General features: G+C 58.9%; 18 protein-coding genes. 15 read left to right on the top strand and 3 right to left on the bottom strand.

The genetic code is table 11. The features are described from left to right. The first annotated feature begins 70 nt into the window (after positions 1-70). Together rutD and rutF are read left to right on the top strand one after the other, a co-directional pair. Positions 71-850 carry a pyrimidine utilization protein D gene (rutD, locus tag H8S59_RS20260; RefSeq protein ID WP_187522593.1) on the top strand — a complete coding sequence of 260 codons (780 nt, stop codon included), beginning with the start codon at positions 71-73 and terminating at the stop codon, positions 848-850. 13 nt (positions 851-863) lie between these two features. Beyond that, positions 864-1,391, top strand: a complete 528-nt coding sequence (gene rutF, locus H8S59_RS20255) for an NADH-dependent FMN reductase RutF (protein WP_095097132.1) — start codon at positions 864-866, stop codon at positions 1,389-1,391. A 134-nt stretch (positions 1,392-1,525) separates the two neighbouring features. Here the strand turns inward: rutF and H8S59_RS20250 are convergent, their stop codons facing one another. Further along, complete coding sequence (locus tag H8S59_RS20250; protein ID WP_187522592.1) at positions 1,526-1,879, bottom strand: hypothetical protein; 354 nt, start codon at positions 1,877-1,879, stop codon at positions 1,526-1,528. Positions 1,880-2,101: 222 nt separating this feature from the next. Here H8S59_RS20250 and H8S59_RS20245 point away from each other — a divergent pair, with 222 nt between their 5' ends. Continuing rightward, positions 2,102-2,794, top strand: coding sequence for a hypothetical protein (locus tag H8S59_RS20245; protein ID WP_187522591.1), 693 nt, complete (start codon positions 2,102-2,104; stop codon positions 2,792-2,794). A gap of 216 nt (positions 2,795-3,010) precedes the next feature. Here H8S59_RS20245 and H8S59_RS20240 read toward each other — a convergent pair whose 3' ends face one another. Continuing rightward, positions 3,011-3,520, bottom strand: a complete 510-nt coding sequence (locus H8S59_RS20240; protein WP_095097141.1) for a YciE/YciF ferroxidase family protein — start codon at positions 3,518-3,520, stop codon at positions 3,011-3,013. A 297-nt stretch (positions 3,521-3,817) separates the two neighbouring features. Between H8S59_RS20240 and H8S59_RS20235 the strand changes: the two genes are divergently transcribed. From H8S59_RS20235 to H8S59_RS20210, 6 genes are all read left to right on the top strand, one after another. Then, the gene (locus H8S59_RS20235; RefSeq protein ID WP_095097144.1) at positions 3,818-4,411 is read left to right on the top strand and encodes an amino acid synthesis family protein; all 594 of its coding nucleotides are present in this window, start codon (positions 3,818-3,820) and stop codon (positions 4,409-4,411) included. Between the two features lie 32 nt (positions 4,412-4,443). Then, on the top strand, positions 4,444-5,277 hold the full coding sequence (locus H8S59_RS20230) for an alpha/beta fold hydrolase (RefSeq protein ID WP_187522590.1): 834 nt from the start codon (positions 4,444-4,446) through the stop codon (positions 5,275-5,277). After that, positions 5,274-6,755, top strand: coding sequence for an aldehyde dehydrogenase (locus H8S59_RS20225; RefSeq protein ID WP_187522589.1), 1,482 nt, complete (start codon positions 5,274-5,276; stop codon positions 6,753-6,755). The genes H8S59_RS20230 and H8S59_RS20225 overlap by 4 nt, the downstream gene beginning before the upstream one ends. A 74-nt stretch (positions 6,756-6,829) precedes the next feature. After that, the gene (locus tag H8S59_RS20220) at positions 6,830-7,315 is read left to right on the top strand and encodes a flavin reductase family protein (RefSeq protein WP_187522588.1); all 486 of its coding nucleotides are present in this window, start codon (positions 6,830-6,832) and stop codon (positions 7,313-7,315) included. 212 nt (positions 7,316-7,527) lie between these two features. After that, positions 7,528-8,280 carry a GntR family transcriptional regulator gene (locus H8S59_RS20215; protein ID WP_187522587.1) on the top strand — a complete coding sequence of 251 codons (753 nt, stop codon included), beginning with the start codon at positions 7,528-7,530 and terminating at the stop codon, positions 8,278-8,280. A 1-nt stretch (position 8,281) separates the two neighbouring features. Further along, a complete protein-coding gene (locus tag H8S59_RS20210; protein WP_095097159.1) occupies positions 8,282-8,845 on the top strand; it encodes an NUDIX hydrolase in 564 nt (187 codons plus the stop codon). Between the two features lie 604 nt (positions 8,846-9,449). Here H8S59_RS20210 and H8S59_RS20205 read toward each other — a convergent pair. Further along, complete coding sequence (locus H8S59_RS20205) at positions 9,450-9,737, bottom strand: DUF1330 domain-containing protein (RefSeq protein WP_095097165.1); 288 nt, start codon at positions 9,735-9,737, stop codon at positions 9,450-9,452. 94 nt (positions 9,738-9,831) lie between these two features. Here H8S59_RS20205 and ribBA point away from each other — a divergent pair, with 94 nt between their 5' ends. The 6 genes from ribBA (at position 9,832) to H8S59_RS20175 (ending at position 16,402) form a co-directional block, all read left to right on the top strand. Beyond that, positions 9,832-10,941: a bifunctional 3,4-dihydroxy-2-butanone-4-phosphate synthase/GTP cyclohydrolase II gene (gene ribBA / locus H8S59_RS20200; protein WP_187522586.1), complete on the top strand. Its 1,110-nt coding sequence runs from the start codon at positions 9,832-9,834 to the stop codon at positions 10,939-10,941. A gap of 363 nt (positions 10,942-11,304) precedes the next feature. Then, positions 11,305-12,345, top strand: coding sequence for an ABC transporter substrate-binding protein (locus H8S59_RS20195; RefSeq protein ID WP_187522585.1), 1,041 nt, complete (start codon positions 11,305-11,307; stop codon positions 12,343-12,345). Then, positions 12,330-13,286: an ABC transporter permease gene (locus H8S59_RS20190; RefSeq protein WP_095097174.1), complete on the top strand. Its 957-nt coding sequence runs from the start codon at positions 12,330-12,332 to the stop codon at positions 13,284-13,286. The genes H8S59_RS20195 and H8S59_RS20190 overlap by 16 nt, the downstream gene beginning before the upstream one ends. A gap of 6 nt (positions 13,287-13,292) precedes the next feature. Beyond that, positions 13,293-14,108, top strand: a complete 816-nt coding sequence (locus H8S59_RS20185; protein ID WP_187522584.1) for an ABC transporter permease — start codon at positions 13,293-13,295, stop codon at positions 14,106-14,108. After that, positions 14,105-15,259 carry an ABC transporter ATP-binding protein gene (locus H8S59_RS20180; RefSeq protein WP_187522583.1) on the top strand — a complete coding sequence of 385 codons (1,155 nt, stop codon included), beginning with the start codon at positions 14,105-14,107 and terminating at the stop codon, positions 15,257-15,259. Before H8S59_RS20185 ends, H8S59_RS20180 begins: the two co-directional genes overlap by 4 nt. A gap of 105 nt (positions 15,260-15,364) precedes the next feature. Continuing rightward, positions 15,365-16,402, top strand: coding sequence for an LLM class flavin-dependent oxidoreductase (locus H8S59_RS20175; RefSeq protein WP_187522582.1), 1,038 nt, complete (start codon positions 15,365-15,367; stop codon positions 16,400-16,402). The last annotated feature ends 842 nt before the right edge of the window (positions 16,403-17,244 follow it).

Genomic DNA, 17,244 nt, shown 5'->3' with positions numbered 1-17,244 from the left:
TGATAGCGGCAACGCGGTCAGAATCCCCCCTTAACAAGCAGACGCTTGAGCGCCTGTAATGGAGTCTTGCATGCACTACGAAATCCTCGGCAACCAGGCCGCCGATGCACCGACGCTGGTATTGAGTTCAGGCCTGGGCGGTTCCGCCCGGTTCTGGGCACCGCAACTGCCGGTGCTGACTGAGCATTATCGGGTGGTGGTTTACGATCAGGCCGGGACTGGCCGTAGCCCGGCGATCCTTGCCGAAGATTATTCGATTGCGACCATGGCCACAGAATTGCTCGCGCTGCTCGACAGCATTGAAGTGCAGCACTGTCATTTTATCGGCCACGCGCTGGGTGGATTGGTAGGTCTGGAGCTGGCGTTGCAACGCCCGCAACTGTTGAAAAGCATGGTGCTGATCAACGCCTGGAGCAGTCCGAATCCACACAGCGAACGTTGCTTTGCCGTGCGCAAGAATCTGTTACGCGACAGCGGGCCGGAGGCGTACGTCCAGGCCCAGGCGCTGTTTCTCTATCCCGCGGACTGGATCGCCGAGCACAGCGCGCAGCTGGCCGAAGATGAAGCCCACGCGCTGGCGCACTTTCCCGAAACCAACAACCTGCTGCGCCGGATTGCCGCGCTGCAGGCGTTCAATGTCGAAGATCAATTGCACAAGATCACCACGCCGACCCTGCTGCTCGCCAACCGCGATGACATGCTGGTGCCGTGGCAGCGCTCGCAGCATCTTGCTAACACGCTTTCGGCCGGGCAACTGACGCTGCTCGAATACGGCGGCCATGCGTCCAGCGTCAGTGACGTCGAGCCTTTCAATCGTGTACTTCTCGATTACCTGGCCAGCCAGGCCTGAGCGGAGAACCCCCATGCAAGCATCCGAACTTCTCGCCGTCGCCCAGACGTTGCTGCCGATCCCGCAACAGGATTATCGCAATGCCATGGCCGGACTGGCAGCTGCGGTCAACGTGATCACCACCGACGGCCCGCACGGTCGCTGCGGATTTACCGCAACGGCGGTGTGCAGCGTCACCGATACGCCGCCGACCTTGCTGGTCTGCCTGAATCGCTCGGCGTCGGTACATGCAGCGCTGACCGCGAATGCGACGCTATGCGTCAACACCCTGACCTGCGGGCAGCGTGATCTGTCCAATCTGTTTGGCGGCAAGACTCCCATGGCCGAGCGTTTTGCCGCCGCGCAATGGGAAACCTGGGTAACCGGCTCGCCGGTGCTGGAAGGTGCCGCGGCATCGTTCGATTGCCGGGTCAGTCAGACCGTCAGCGTGGGTACGCATGACATTCTGTTCTGCGAGGTTCTGGCGCTGAGTCGACAGCAGGATGCTGCGGCGCTGGTCTACTTTGATCGGGGGTATCACGGGTTGAGTGCAGTGGGGTGACAGTTATCTTTACCCGCCGCATAACCGGTAGGAGGCAACTTGTTGGCGAGGCGTTAGTCGAGTTAACACAGCGCAAAAAGCTTCGCCAACAAGTTGCCCCCTACCAGTAACGTGTTTCATCTGAAAAAATCCTGTTACTCAACCCGCTTGATCGACACCACTTCAAAATACTTGTACTTCTCTTTCGCAGCGGCTTTGCGGGCTTCCTGCTCGGCATCGAAGGTGCTGAGGGTTTTGGCTTCGTGGACGAACAGCGTTTCTTCGCCTTCGAACTCTCTGGTCACCCGCAACGTTACCAGCAGTGCCGGTGACAGACGCTTGGCTTTCGGCCGCGGTGCCGGTGGTGGAGCCTTGGCCACGGGAGCAGGCTCTGGCGTCGGCGTCGGCTCGGGTTTGAGCTCGGGTTCCACGGGAGCGGGTGCTGCCGGTGAAGGTACGTCCAGGCCCAGCGCTCTGCGCATATCGTCTTCAGTCAACCCTGTGCTCATGTGCCGCTTTCTCTGTTGGTCAGTGGTTCAAGGGCGCGATGATCAACAGACGCAAGAGAAAACACAAGTACGGCATTGTACGGTTTTGCTATCACTTGCCTGAAGGGCTTGAAATAGAGGGCTCAGGCATTGGTCCGTGACAACGTCGTCCGCGTCCACTAGATTATGCGCCCCGAAAGGCCAGTGACTTTTCGCGCCTCAAACCTGAAATAGTGAAATTCAATGCTTGATTCCCAGACAACTGAATCCGTGAACTCCGCCAAGCTCGATTACGAAAACGCCATCGGTCTTTCACAGCACGCACCTCAGGCCAAGACCATCAGCGAGATGGTGCTTGATGCGTTCCAGACCGCCAAGGAAAGTGACGAAATCCGTCAGCTACGTGCCGCGATCCGTACTGCGCAAGACAGTTACGACGATGACAAGGCCTATGAACTGATGGGAGAACTCAAGCGCCTGAAGGACGCCGAAGCGGCCGACAGCCTGGCACTGGCCGATTTGAGCACGCAGTTCCCAATCAGCCGGATCCTGTCCAGCTATAAAGACGATCCTGCCTTTCAAGAGCTGGTCTACAGCCTGGCGCTCAAGGTGCTGAACCAGACTCATCAGGCGATCAGCAACCCGAGCACAGGCAAAAGCAAAACGGCCCGCGCGAAGAAAGAAGCCGAGGTCTACACCATCAGCAAGGACGGCCAAAGCGTCACCCTGCCTTTGCGCACCCCGCGCTCCAACCTGAATGTCGACCGTGAAGCCTTTGAATTCCTCGGTTTCACCTTTGTAGGCGAAGGCGACGAAGCCACCCTGCAGAGCGAGACATTCACCGATAACGAAGGCAACGAATTGCCGGTCAACCGCAAGAATGTCGTCACTGCACTGCAGCAGGGCAAGGCGTTTGAGGGGTATAGCATCGCTTGATTGAGGATGTATCTCCTCAAACATTGTTTGAAACGCCCTCGCTGTAGGGATGAGCTTGCTCGTGATAAGAACACCGCAATTCCATTTTAAACCGCGTCGCCCTTATCGCGGGCAAGCACCGCTCCCACATTGATATCTGTTTGCTGCGCGACAGCGCGGCGTCAGTGACACCGGGGCGGCTCCTGCAGATGCTCGTTTTCTGCGAGACGACGCGCTCTACGACGCTATGGTAGCCGCCTGATTCCCGCCTTGCTCGGCAATAGCCGATAGCTTTTCATCCGCGGATTTTTCCTCCGCAAGCGTTTCGCTCAATAGCTTGGCAGCGTCTTTCATGCCCAGCTGTTTCGCCATTGCAACCAAAGTGCCGTAGGCAGCGATTTCGTAGTGCTCGACCTTCTGGCAGGCACCAATCAATGCCGCATCCAGCACCTCGCCTTTCTCGATCTCCTCAAGCAGCTCCTTGCTTTCCTCGACCAACCCTTCCATGGCTGCGCACTTCATGCGCTTGAGCTTGAGTTCGCCCTGCTCCACCAACTGATCGATACGTTCGATCTGCCCATAGGTTTCTTCAAGGTGCGCCTCAAACGCTTCCTTGAGCAGGGGATTGGTTGAAGCCCGCGCCAGACGAGGCAAGGCTTTGGTGATCTGTTTCTCGGCGCTGTAAACGTCGGACAGCTCATGAATGAACAGGTCGGCAACAGTCGTTCTGGTGTTTGTCTTGGCCATGCGGCACCTCGTAAATCGGTTATGGATCGTCTTGGATTCCTGGGACGTAAACCGCTGCGAAAACACCTGAATGACGCAACCGTCAGTTAGGTGGAGTGGCCCCCACGCTGAGCCGTTCAGGGAATCGAAAGCAATGCCGACGAAATGCATTTCCGGTTCCGATCTACTGATCAAGTGTCAGGCCGATTCATCCTCTCCCAGCTACTCCACACCTGACGCAGAAAAAATTTGCACGACCAATATTATGGTATACCATCAGACGCAATACATTCAGTCACCCTATCCGGGAGCCCGTCCATGAGTTTCGAAATTCGCAAAATCGTCTGCTATTCCGAAGAAACCCTTATCGAAGGCGGTAAAGCCAGCGACAAGCCGGTGACCATGGTGGGTCTGGCAGTAGTGATCAAAAACCCCTGGCTGGGTCGTGGTTTCGTTGAAGACCTGAACCCGGAAATCCGCGCACATTGCTCGGCACTGGGCGAATTGATGGTCAAGCGTCTGACAGATGCGATTGGCGGTGCTGACAAAATCGAGGCTTACGGCAAGGCCGCAGTCATTGGGGCCGACGGTGAAATCGAGCATGCTTCCGCAGTGATCCACACCCTGCGCTTCGGCAACCACTATCGCGAAGCGGTCAAAGCCAAAAGCTACCTGAGCTTCACCAACAAGCGCGGCGGGCCTGGTACTTCGATTCAGATCCCGATGATGCACAAGGACGATGAAGGCCTGCGCTCGCACTACATCACCCTGGAAATGAAGATCGAAGACGCACCTCGCGCCGACGAAATCGTAGTTGTGCTCGGTGCTGCCGATGGTGGTCGTCTGCATCCGCGCATTGGCAACCGCTACATCGACCTGGAACAGCTGGCAGCCGAAAAGGCTCAGCAGTAACCGTCCGCATAAGCACAGGCCAGGAGCGCTCCATGATTCGGCTTACCGCTGAACGCACCCCGGCCGGGACCAGTTATCTGGCAACCGGCGAAGGCCATCCCGTGGTGTTGATTCACGGCGTGGGTCTGAACAAAGAAATGTGGGGCGGCCAGGTCGTGGGGCTGATGCCTCACTATCGAGTGATTGCCTACGACATGCTCGGCCACGGTGCCAGCCCGCGTCCCGCTGCGGATACCGGGCTGCTGGGGTATGCCGAACAATTGCATGAACTGCTGGAGCATCTGGGCCTGCCGCAAGCTACCGTCATCGGTTTTTCCATGGGTGGGCTGGTGGCCCGCGCTTTTGCCCTGCACTTCCCGCAGCAGTTATCGGGGATGGTCGTCCTCAACAGCGTATTCAATCGCAGTGCCGAACAGCGCGCCGGGGTCATCGCGCGTACCGCTCAGGCGGCTGAACATGGACCGGATGCCAACGCCGCCGAAGCACTCTCGCGCTGGTTCAGCCGTGAATACCAGGCCGCAAACCCGGCGCAGATCGCTGCCATCCGCACCATACTCGCCGAGAACGACCCGCAGGGCTACCTGACCACGTACACCCTGTTCGCCACGCAGGACATGTACCGGGCAGACGATCTGGGCCATATTACCGCGCCAACGCTGATCGCCACCGGCGAGCTGGACCCTGGGTCGACTCCGGAGATGGCCCGCCAGCTGGCCGCGCGTATTCCGGGTGCCGAGGTTGCGATCCTCGCCGAACAACGACATATGATGCCGGTCGAGTCGCCACGGCTCGTCAATCAGGTCTTGCTGGACTTCCTGCGCAAGGCCGAGACTCAATACAATCAAGCAAAGGGGATCGTTGCATGACGCTCACTCGCTTTCAGATGTGCATCGACGGGCAATGGGTCGACGCCCTTTCGGGCAAGACCTTCCAGAGCCTGAACCCGGCGCTGGCCCAACCCTGGGCCGAATTGCCCGACGCTGATGAAAGCGACGTGGACCGTGCCGTTCAGGCCGCCCAGCAAGCCTTTGAGAGCCCGGCCTGGCGCAAATTGACGGCCACCGCACGAGGCAAGTTGCTGCGCCGTCTGGGTGATCTGATTGCCGAAAACAAAGAGCAACTGGCTCAACTGGAAAGCCGGGACAACGGCAAGTTGATCCGTGAAACCCGGGGCCAGGTGAGTTATCTGCCGGAGTTCTTCCACTACACCGCCGGGCTGGCCGACAAACTGGAAGGCGGTACTCTGCCGCTGGACAAGCCGGATCTGTTTGCCTACACCGTTCACGAACCCATGGGCGTGGTGGCCGGAATCATTCCCTGGAATAGTCCGCTGTATTTGACCGCCATCAAACTGGCCCCGGCATTGGCCGCTGGCAATACGATTGTTCTCAAACCGTCGGAACACGCCTCGGCAACCGTACTGGAACTGGCGCGTCTGGCCCTTGAAGCAGGCATCCCGCCGGGCGTCGTGAACGTTGTGACCGGCTACGGTCCAAGCACCGGAGCCGCCCTGACCCGCCATCCGCTGGTGCGCAAGATTGCCTTCACCGGCGGCGCAGCGACTGCCCGGCATGTGGTACGCAGTAGCGCTGAAAATTTCGCGAAACTGTCGCTGGAACTGGGCGGCAAATCACCGAACATTATTTTTGCCGACGCCGATCTGGACAGTGCCATCAACGGCGCGATTGCCGGGATTTACGCCGCCTCCGGGCAAAGCTGCGTCTCCGGTTCAAGGTTGTTGGTGCAGGACGACATCTATGACGAGTTTGTCGAGCGACTGAGCGAACGCGCCAAACGCATTCGCATCGGCAACCCTCAGGACGACGCCAGTGAAATGGGCCCCATGGCCACGGCGCAACAACTGGCGGTAGTCGAAGCGCTGGTCGCCGACGCCCTGGCAGAAGGTGCAACATTACGCACGGGCGGCAAACGTCCGCAGATGGACAGTGACGGCTGGTACTACGAACCCACCTTGTTCGAGTGTGATCGCAACTCGATGAAAATCATGCAGGAAGAAGTGTTCGGCCCGGTCGCCTCAGTGATTCGATTCAAGGACGAAGCCGAAGCGTTGGCCATCGCCAATGACTCGCAGTTTGGCCTTGCAGCAGGCATCTGGACCAAAGACCTGGGCCGCGCTCATCGCCTGGCCCGGGATATACGTTCGGGTATCATCTGGGTCAATACCTACCGCGCAGTCTCGGCCATGGCCCCCATCGGCGGTTTCAAAAACAGCGGTTACGGTCGCGAGAGCGGTATTGATTCGGTGCTGGCCTATACCGAGCTCAAGACTGTCTGGATCAACCTGTCGCAAGCGCCGATGCCTGATCCGTTTGTCATGCGCTGAGCTTTAGTCGCCCGCTCGCACACCTGAATTGATTGCCTGCCAGAACCCGGCAAGCCCAACAAGAGAACCCTCACATGATCGAACCCGGCATATATAAAGAAGTCATGGGCTCCTTTCCGTCAGGCGTCACGGTGGTTACCACCCTGGATGCACAAGGCGGAATCGTTGGCATCACCGCCAGCGCTTTCAGCGCGTTGTCTATCGATCCGGCGCTGGTGCTGTTCTGCCCCAACTACGAATCGGACACCTACCCTGTCCTGCGTGACAGCAAGCGCTTCGCCATCCACTTGCTGTCCGCAGGGCAGAAGTCGGAAGCCTACGCGTTTGCGGGCAAAGGCAAGGACAAGGCGGCGGGTATCGAGTGGCACTTGAGCGAACTGGGCAACCCGTTATTGCGCAATGCGACCGCCATTATCGAATGTGAGCTGTGGCGCGAATACGACGGCGGTGATCACGCGATCATTGTCGGCGCAGTGAAAAACCTGATCCTGCCAGAGCAGACCGTCGCACCGATGATCTATTACCGGGGCAAACTGGGCGCGCTGCCGGAGATGGTCTGATCTGTATCCGCCCCGTTTCGTCGCGGGGCAAACAGCCCATGATAAACTTCGCAACGTTTTGCACTGCATCGGCTGTCGGCAAACCCGGCAGCTTGCGCAACGCAGCATAGCGTGCGCAAATACACACCAAGCTTCACAACGGCATACGGCATGCCGTATACAACACTGATCGTGCATATTTTCAGTCAACTGCCACATCCAGAGTCAAACCCATGAAACGCCTGCCAATCGACGACTCCTTCAAGGTCAATCGCAATCCCATTACCCTGCGCGAAATCGTGCTGGACAAATTGCGCAGCGCCATCATGAATTTTCAGCTGCTACCCGGCGACCGCCTGGTGGAGCGCGACTTGTGTGAACGCCTCGGGGTGAGTCGTACCTCGGTCCGTGAAGCGTTGCGTCACCTTGAGTCCGAGGGGCTGGTGGAATTCGCCGACGCCAAGGGCCCGCGCGTCGCAATCATCACCCTGGAAGACGCGTGTGATATCTACGAACTGCGCTGCGTGCTCGAAGGGCTGATCGTTCAGTTGTTCACCCTGCGGGCCAAGGCCAAGAACATTCGCGCGCTGGAAAAAGCCCTCGAGGAGAACCGCAAGGCCCTCAAGGAAGGCGAGCTGCAACAAGTGCTGGATTCGGTGCAGAGCTTTTATGACGTGCTGCTCGAAGGTTCGGGCAACCACATCGCTGCCACCCAGTTGCGCCAACTGCAGGCGCGTATCAGCTATCTGCGCGCCACATCGGTTTCGCAGGAAAACCGACGCAGTGCCAGTAATGAAGAGATGGAACGTATCGTCGAAGCGATCAAGAGCGGCGACCCACTGGCAGCCCATCAGGCTTCCGTGGACCATGTGCGCAGCGCCGCCAAAGTCGCGCTGGACTACCTCAAGTCCAAGCAGAATGACGGCAGCAAGGTGCGCGAGCTATTCGCCCCCATGGCCCTGAAAGAACCGCGCATAGGCCACTGACATGCCCGCCCCGCGCTTTTGCCCGCACTGTGGCAGCGCTGACCTCGTTCAGCGTGTGCCAGCGGGCGATACTCATCAGCGATTGATGTGCGGGGGCTGCAACTACATTCACTACGTCAATCCGAAGATTATTGCCGGCTGCATCATTGAGCAGGACGGCAAATATCTGTTGTGTCAGCGTGCCATTCCGCCCCGCCCTGGCACCTGGACGCTGCCCGCAGGCTTCATGGAGAGCGGCGAAACCACTGAGCAGGCAGCCTTGCGCGAAGTATGGGAAGAAAGCGGCGTCAGGGCTGAAATCCTCTCGCCCTACTCCATCTTCAGCGTGCCGGCGATCAGCGAGGTGTACATCGTATTCCGCGCCCTGGCGCTGGAAATCACCGGCCAGTTCGGCCCGGAAACCCTCGACTACAAATTCTTCGCCCCGGAAGATATTCCGTGGGACAGCATCTACTACCCGGCGATCCGGCAAATTCTCGAACGCTACATCGAAGAACGCCGGACCGGTTCGTACGGGATCTACGTCGGTAACGATGACAGCGGCAAGGTGCATTTCATTCGTTGAGTCAGAAATGACACAGATATCCTGCGGGGGCTGGGCTTGGTCTGGGCGGCATTTCGACGATAAACAATAACGCAGTATGTCGCCTGACTGCGTCTCATGCATCGCGGGCAAGCCCGGCTCCCACAGGATCAACGCTGTGTCTGGGGGCATCGGGGAAGCCATTAAAGCCTGCTAATAATGGGTCGTCGAAAATCACGCAGATATCCTGCGGGAGATGGTCCGGGCAGCATTCCGACGATAAACGATGACGCGGTGTGTCTTCTGGCTGCGTCTCCTGTATCGCGGGCAAGCCCGGCTCCCACAGGATCAACGCTGTGTCAGGGGGCATCGGGGAAGCCATTAAAGCCTGCTGACAATGGGTCTTCGAAAATGACGCGGATATTCTATGTTGGCCTGCAAGCTGAGTGACGACGTGGGACCGGCTTTAGCCGGGAAGGCGGCGTTTCTGCCGATGAAGATTCAGCGTCTGTCACGGCCTCTTCCCGGCTAAAGCCGGTCCCACGTCATCACGCTAATATTTGGCATGGCGCAGAATCTGTGGGAGCCGGGCTTGCCCGCGATACAGGCGCTTGGTGTAACAGGTAGACCGCGCACCTCCTCTATCTTAAATCCCTTCCACGATCACAATCTCCGCCCTCGCAGCCCCCGCGCGGTAGCTCATTGCGTCCTGATACTCAGGGCTGTTGTAGCAGGCCACTGCCTGGTCGTAGGTATCGAATTCTATGATCACCGTGCGTTGCGGCGTGGCTTTGCCCTCTACCGCCTGCGAGCGACCGCCACGTGCGAGAAACCTGCCGCCGTACAGCTTGAACGCCGCCGGGCCGCGTTGCGTGTACTGGGTGTATTGCTGTGGATCATTCACATCGACTTGCGCAATCCAGTAAGCCTTCATTCAAACCTCCACTGAAAAATATCTGTTCTTTACCCGAACAAACTGTCTTATGGTATACCACAAGTCAAACACATCATGACAGCGGGAGTCAGGTATGCCGTTCAACAGCATCGAAGAAATCATCGAGGATTATCGCCAAGGCAAGATGGTCTTGCTGGTGGACGATGAAGACCGTGAGAACGAAGGTGACTTGTTATTGGCGGCCGACTGCTGTGACGCTCAGGCGATCAGCTTCATGGCCCGGGAGGCGCGCGGCCTGATCTGTCTGACACTGACCGATGACCACTGCCAACGCTTGGGTCTGGAGCAGATGGTGCCCAGCAACGGCAGCGTGTTCGCGACTGCATTCACGGTTTCCATTGAGGCGGCCATGGGCGTCAGCACCGGCATTTCTGCGGCCGACCGGGCGCGAACCGTCGCGGCAGCCGTTGCCCGCGATGCGCGACCGGAAGACCTGGTGCAGCCGGGGCATATTTTCCCGTTGCGCGCCCGGGAAGGCGGCGTCCTGACCCGGGCCGGGCACACTGAAGCTGGTTGCGACCTGGCACGTCTGGCCGGTTTTACACCCGCTTCGGTCATCGTCGAAGTAATGAATGACGACGGCACCATGGCCCGCCGCCCGGACCTGGAAACCTTCGCCGCAAAACACGGCATCAAAATCGGCACCATCGCCGATCTGATTCACTATCGCCTGAGCACCGAGCACACCGTCGCCCGCATCGGCGAGCGCGAGCTTTCCACGGTGCACGGAACGTTCCGCCTGATCAGTTACGAAGACCGCATCGAAGGCGGCGTCCATATGGCAATGATCATGGGTGATATCAAGCGCGACGAACCGACGCTGGTGCGGGTGCATGTCATCGACCCGCTACGGGATCTGGTCGGCGCGCACTACAACGGCCCCAGCAACTGGACCCTCTGGGCAGCCCTGCAAAAAGTCGCCGAAGCGGGCAGCGGAGTCATTGTGGTGCTGGCCAATCACGAGTCATCCCAGGCGCTGCTTGAACGTATTCCACAACTGACTCAGCCGCCGCGTCAGTTCAGCCGGTCGCAGTCGCGCATCTATTCGGAGGTCGGTACCGGGGCACAGATCCTGCAGGACATCGGCGTCGGCAAACTGCGTCACATGGGCGCCCCGCTCAAATACGCAGGACTGACCGGATACGACCTGGAGGTCGTCGAAAACATCCCGTTTTTGGGCTGACGAGCACGTTTAAAACACCCGCTTTCAGTATTTATTCACTGATAAAAACGCTTTTCAGACTGCGTAACTGAGGCGTAAAGCTCGTTTGAAAATAAACGTTTAGCCCCGTAATTACTGGGATTTCCATCTGTTAATTTCAAATTTACGCCTCAACGAAGACGCGAAACTCTTGCAGAAAGTTTGGAATACCATAATATGATATTCCGTAGGCCGAACGATCGTCAGGTGCGCCCGGACAGGGACAGCACAAATAACAGCATCTGACTCGGCCGCACTGTTTCAAAAGGCCCCAATGGACCTACTGCTCCCGATAAGCGGGCAAGCAACAGCCCGCTCAAAAACACAACAAATGAGGGCGTACACATGGTGTTGAGTAAACGTGCAATTGCAGTGCTGACTGCAGGCGTCCTGTCCCTGTCGGGTGCTGCGGCAGTGGCGGCAGTGGCGGCAGAGAGCGTCAACTTTGTCAGTTGGGGCGGCTCGACTCAGGATGCTCAAAAGCAGGCCTGGGCCAACCCTTTCAGCAAGTCCAGCGGCATCACCGTTGTTCAGGACGGGCCGACCGACTACGGCAAACTCAAGGCAATGGTTGAAAGCGGCAACGTGCAGTGGGACGTGGTAGACGTCGAGGCGGATTTCGCTTTGCGCGCTGCCAGCGAAGGCTTGCTGGAACCGCTGGATTTCAACGTCATCAAGAAAGACCGGATTGATCCGCGCTTCGTCTCGGAGCACGGTGCCGGTTCGTTCTTCTTCTCCTTCGTTCTTGGTTACAACGAAAGCAAAACCGGTACCGGTGCCAAAGCGCCGCAGGACTGGGCCGCACTGTTCGACACCAAAACCTATCCCGGCAAGCGCGCTTTGTACAAATGGCCAAGCCCGGGTGTGCTGGAACTGGCACTGCTGGCCGATGGCGTCGCGGCTGACAAGCTCTATCCGCTGGATCTGGACCGCGCCTTCAAAAAGCTCGACAGCATCAAGAAAGACATCGTCTGGTGGGGTGGCGGTGCGCAGTCTCAACAACTGCTGGCCTCGGGCGAAGTGTCCATGGGGCAGTTCTGGAACGGCCGGGTGTTCGCGGTACAACAGGATGGCGCTCCAGTGGGCGTGAGCTGGAAGCAGAATCTGGTCATGGCTGATTTCCTGGTGGTTCCAAAAGGCGCGAAAAACAAGGACGCCGCAATGAAGTTCATCGCCAACGCCACCGACGCCAAAGGCCAGGCCGACTTCGCCAACCTCAGCGCCTACGCGCCGGTCAATCTGGACAGCGTGCAACGTCTGGATTCGACCCTGGCACCCAACATGCCCACCGCGCATGCCAAGGACCAAATCACTCTCGACTTCGCATACTGGGCCAAGAACGGTCCGGACATCGCGACACGGTGGAACGAATGGCTGGTCAAGTAAAAATGACAGCGGTTGTCCCCCGTCAGTCCAGCCCGGCCGGTGGTGCTTCCAGCACCGCCGGTGCGGCATCGGCCCAGGCGGTGACGATGAATCGCTCGATACCTTTCTCACAGCGCTGGCGCGGCAGCCGCAATCTGCTTCCTGCGCTGATCTTTCTCGGTCTGTTTTTCTTTGCGCCGCTAATCGGTCTGCTGTTGCGCGGAGTGCTGGAACCCACACCGGGGCTGGGCAATTACGAGCAACTGTTTGCCAACTCGGCGTATTCACGGGTCTTGTTCAACACCTTCTCGGTGGCCGGTCTGGTGACACTGTTCAGCCTGCTGCTGGGCTTTCCGCTGGCATGGGCAATCACTCTGGTGCCACGCGGCTGGGGCCGCTGGATGTTGAACATTGTCCTGCTGTCGATGTGGACCAGCCTGCTCGCCCGGACCTATTCCTGGCTGGTGCTGCTACAGGCTTCCGGGGTCATCAACAAAGCGCTGATGGGCATGGGACTGATCGATGAACCCCTGGAAATGGTGCACAACCTGACCGGCGTGGTGATCGGCATGACCTACATCATGATCCCGTTCATCGTTCTTCCGCTGCAGGCCACCATGCAAGCCATCGACCCGATGGTGCTGCAGGCGGGTTCGATCTGCGGTGCCAGTCCGTGGAGCAATTTCTTTCGGGTATTCCTGCCGCTGTGCCGACCGGGGCTGTTCTCCGGTGGCCTGATGGTATTTGTCATGTCGCTGGGGTACTACGTCACGCCTGCCCTGCTGGGTGGCGCGCAGAACATGATGCTGCCCGAGTTCATCGTGCAGCAGGTGCAATCGTTCCTTAACTGGGGTCTGGCCAGTGCCGCTGCGGCGCTGCTGATCGTGATCACTCTGGTGCTGTTTTACTTCTACCTGAAGCTCCAGCCGGAATCTCCGGTCGGCGCCAGTGACGCGAGGTAATCGTTCATGCTCCTGACTCCCAATGCCATGAGCCCGCGGCTGCGCTATGGGCTGTACCTGACCACGGGCCTGATCGCGCTGTTCCTGTTGCTGCCGATCGTGTTCATCGTCCTGCTGTCGTTCGGCTCGTCACAATGGCTGGTGTTCCCGCCGCCTGGCTGGACATTCAAGTGGTACGGGCAATTCTTTTCCAACCCTGAGTGGCTGGATGCAGCAATGACCAGCCTCAAGGTGGCGCTGCTGACCACGATCTTTGCCGTCGCGCTGGGCCTGCCGACCGCGTTTGCTCTGGTACGCGGGCGCTTCCCCGGTCGGGACATGCTCTACGGCGTATTCACGCTGCCCATGATCGTGCCGCTGGTGATCATTGCGGTGGCGGTCTATGCGCTGTTTCTGAAACTGGGCTACACCGGCACGCTGTTTTCGTTCGTGGTCAGCCACGTCATCGTCGCCCTGCCCTTCACCATCATCTCGATCATCAACTCGCTGAAACTGTTCGACCAGTCCATCGAAGATGCAGCGGTCATCTGCGGTGCATCGCGGCTGCAAGCGGTGTTCAAAGTGACCTTCCCTGCGATCCGTCCCGGCATGATCGCCGGTGCCCTGTTCGCGTTCCTGGTCTCGTGGGACGAAGTCGTCCTGAGCGTGATGATGGCCAGCCCGACACTGCAAACCCTACCCGTCAAAATGTGGACCACCCTGCGCCAGGACCTGACACCGGTGATCGCCGTCGCCTCGACGCTGCTGATTGGCCTGTCCGTCATGATCATGGTGATCGCAGCGACCCTGCGCCGACGCAACGAAGCGAGGAGTACCTCATGAGTGCCGTGATAAAAGAAGCCGGGCAACAGCAAAAGAACACGCTGGTGAGCCTGTGCAATCTGAACAAGCACTACGGCAACTTCGCAGCCGTGGACAATATTTCCCTGGATATCCAGGACGGTGAATTCCTCACGTTCCTTGGCTCCAGCGGCTCGGGCAAAAGCACCACACTGTCCATGCTCGCGGGGTTCGAGACGCCCAGTTCCGGCGAGATTCTGGTCAACGGCCAATCGCTGGTCAACGTACCGCCTCACAAGCGCGATATCGGCATGGTCTTCCAGCGCTATTCGTTGTTCCCGCATCTGTCGGTGCGCGACAACATTGCCTTTCCGCTGGCGATTCGCAAGCTGCCCGCTGCCGAACGCGAGAAGCGTGTCGATGCCATGCTCAAATTGGTGCAACTGGAGGAGTTTGCGCACCGCCGCCCCTCGCAACTGTCTGGCGGTCAGCAACAACGTGTCGCCATCGCCCGGGCACTGGTCTACGAACCACGCATCCTGCTGATGGATGAACCCCTCGGCGCGCTGGACAAAAAACTTCGTGAAGACTTGCAGGACGAGCTGCGCCAGTTGCATCGCCGTCTGGGCATCACCATCGTCTACGTGACCCACGATCAGGAAGAAGCCATGCGCCTTTCCCAGCGCATCGCGATTTTCAGCCACGGCAAAATCGTCGGTCTGGGCACCGGTTACGACCTCTACCAAAACCCGCCGAATGCCTTTGTGGCGTCCTTTCTCGGTAACTCGAACTTCCTCAAGCTCAAGGCTCAGGGCAATGCCGTTGCGACATTCGAAGGCCAGAACCTGTCGATCCGCCTGACACCCGGCCTGCAGGCAGGTCAGGAAGCGCTGCTGATGATCCGTCCGGAAAAGGCCCAGGCACTGAGCATCGAACAGGCCGATCAGGAACCGCTGCCCAACGGTTGGAACGAGGTCACGGCCAAGGTCGGCGAAGTGCTGTTCCTGGGCGAAAGCCAGACCTGCTCGGTCATGACCGCCAATGGCACCGCGATGACCGTCAAGGCGCTGTCCGCCACCGGCATGCCTATGCAGCCCGGTGACACCGTCCGGGTGCGCTGGGCCACCGGCGATGCGTGTGTTTACACCGAGTGGACTGAAAGCGACCTCAACAAAGCGGCTGGCGCTCATTAAACAATCGCTGCGCAGCCAGCCCCTGTCTGCCTGGCTGCGCCATCACTATTGAACTCGCCAGGTCGCCGACATGAGCCTGGAGCTGAACAATCCGAGGAATGCGTCATGAAGTTTTCGTTATTCGTACACATGGAACGCTGGGATGAACAGGTCAGCCACCGTCAGTTGTTCGAGGACCTGACCGAGCTGACGCTGATGGCCGAAGCTGGCGGTTTCAGCACCGTCTGGATTGGCGAACACCACGCCATGGAATACACCATCTCTCCCAGCCCGATGCCACTGCTGGCCTACCTGGCTGGCAAAACCACGACGATTCACCTGGGCGCAGGCACCATCATTGCGCCATTCTGGCATCCACTGCGGGTGGCCGGTGAATGCGCATTACTCGACGTGATCAGCAACGGCCGCATGGAAGTCGGCCTGGCGCGTGGCGCTTATCAGGTGGAATTTGATCGCATGGCTGGCGGCATGCCCGCCTCTTCCGGCGGTCTGGCGCTACGTGAGATGGTGCCGGTGGTACGCGCGCTGTGGCAAGGCGACTACGCCCATAATGGGGAAATCTGGAAGTTTCCCACCTCCACCAGCGTCCCGAAGCCGATCAAGACACCGCCGATGTGGATCGCCGCCCGCGACCCTGATTCGCACAACTTCGCGGTGGCCAACGGCTGCAACGTGATGGTCACGCCACTGATGAAAGGCGATGAAGAAGTCGTCGATCTTAAGAACAAGTTCGAAGCCGCCCTGGCCAACAATCCGGACGTGCCACGCCCACAACTGATGGTGCTGCGTCACACCCACGTCCACGCCGTGGATGACCCCGAAGGCTGGAAAGTCGGCGCTACGGCCATCTCGAAGTTCTACCGTACCTTTGACGCCTGGTTTGGCAACAAACAGACCCCGGTCAACGGCTTCCTCGCGCCAAGCCCGGAAGAAAAGTTCAAGGAACGTCCGGAGTTCGAACTGGACAACATCCGCAAGAACACCATGATTGGCACCCCGGAAGAAATCATCACCCGCATCAAGTACTACGAGGAACTGGGCGTCGACGAGTTCAGCTTCTGGTGCGACAACAGCCTGCCCCATGCCGAGAAGAAAAAGTCCCTGGAGCTGTTTATCAAGCAGGTGGTTCCGGCGTTCAAGTAAGTGTATTGCTCCCCTCCCGGCAAACAGGTCTGGAGGGGAATCCTGTAGCGGCCGGGTATGTGGGAGCGGTGCTTGGTCTGGGCGGCATTCCGACGATAAGAACACCGCGGTTTTACTGCAGATCGCGTCGCTCTTTCGCGGCAGCAATTCTTGCGTACATATCCGTTACCGGAGCCAAGGCTGATATTGGTTGCGCCCTTACGGCGCCTCACTTTTGAGGCGCAAAAGTAAGCAAAACGCTCTTACCCCACCACTTGGCACCTCGCTGTCGCTCGGTGTACCCGCCCACGCTTCAGAATCTGCGTTCGGCCAGCGTGGTTTAACGGGGCGCCTAAGATCAAAGTCAAAAGCGCGGCGGCCTGATAGCCGACCTGACTTGTGAACCTCCCCGGCCCTGTAGGAGCATTGTTGGCGAGAGGGCTGTGCGCGGTGAATCAGGCCTGACGCCTCGCGAACAAGTTCGCTCCTACCCACGCATTGCGCAGTCTCAGGCCCACTGCGCTCAAAGGTAGGAGGCAACTTGTTGGCGAGAAAGGCTGACGCGGTTCTCCAGGCATGCCGCCTCGCGAACAAGTTCGCTCCTACCCAGGCATTGCGCAGTCTCAGGCCCACTGCGCTCAAAGGTAGGAGGCAACTTGTTGGCGAGAAAGGCTGACGCGGTTCTTCAGGCACGCCGCCTCGCGAACAAGTTCGCTCCTACCCAGGCATTGCGCAGTCTCAGGCTCACTGCGCTCAAAGGTAGGAGGCAACTTGTTGGCGAGAAAGGCTGACGCGGTTCTTCAGGCACGCCGCCTCGCGAACAAGTTCGCTCCTACCAGGCATTGCGCAGTCTCAGGCTCACC

Origin of the sequence: Pseudomonas folii, assembly GCF_014357575.1 — a bacterium.
Lineage (GTDB): Bacteria > Pseudomonadota > Gammaproteobacteria > Pseudomonadales > Pseudomonadaceae > Aquipseudomonas > Aquipseudomonas folii.
This window is presented reverse-complemented; position numbering and strand designations above follow the sequence as displayed.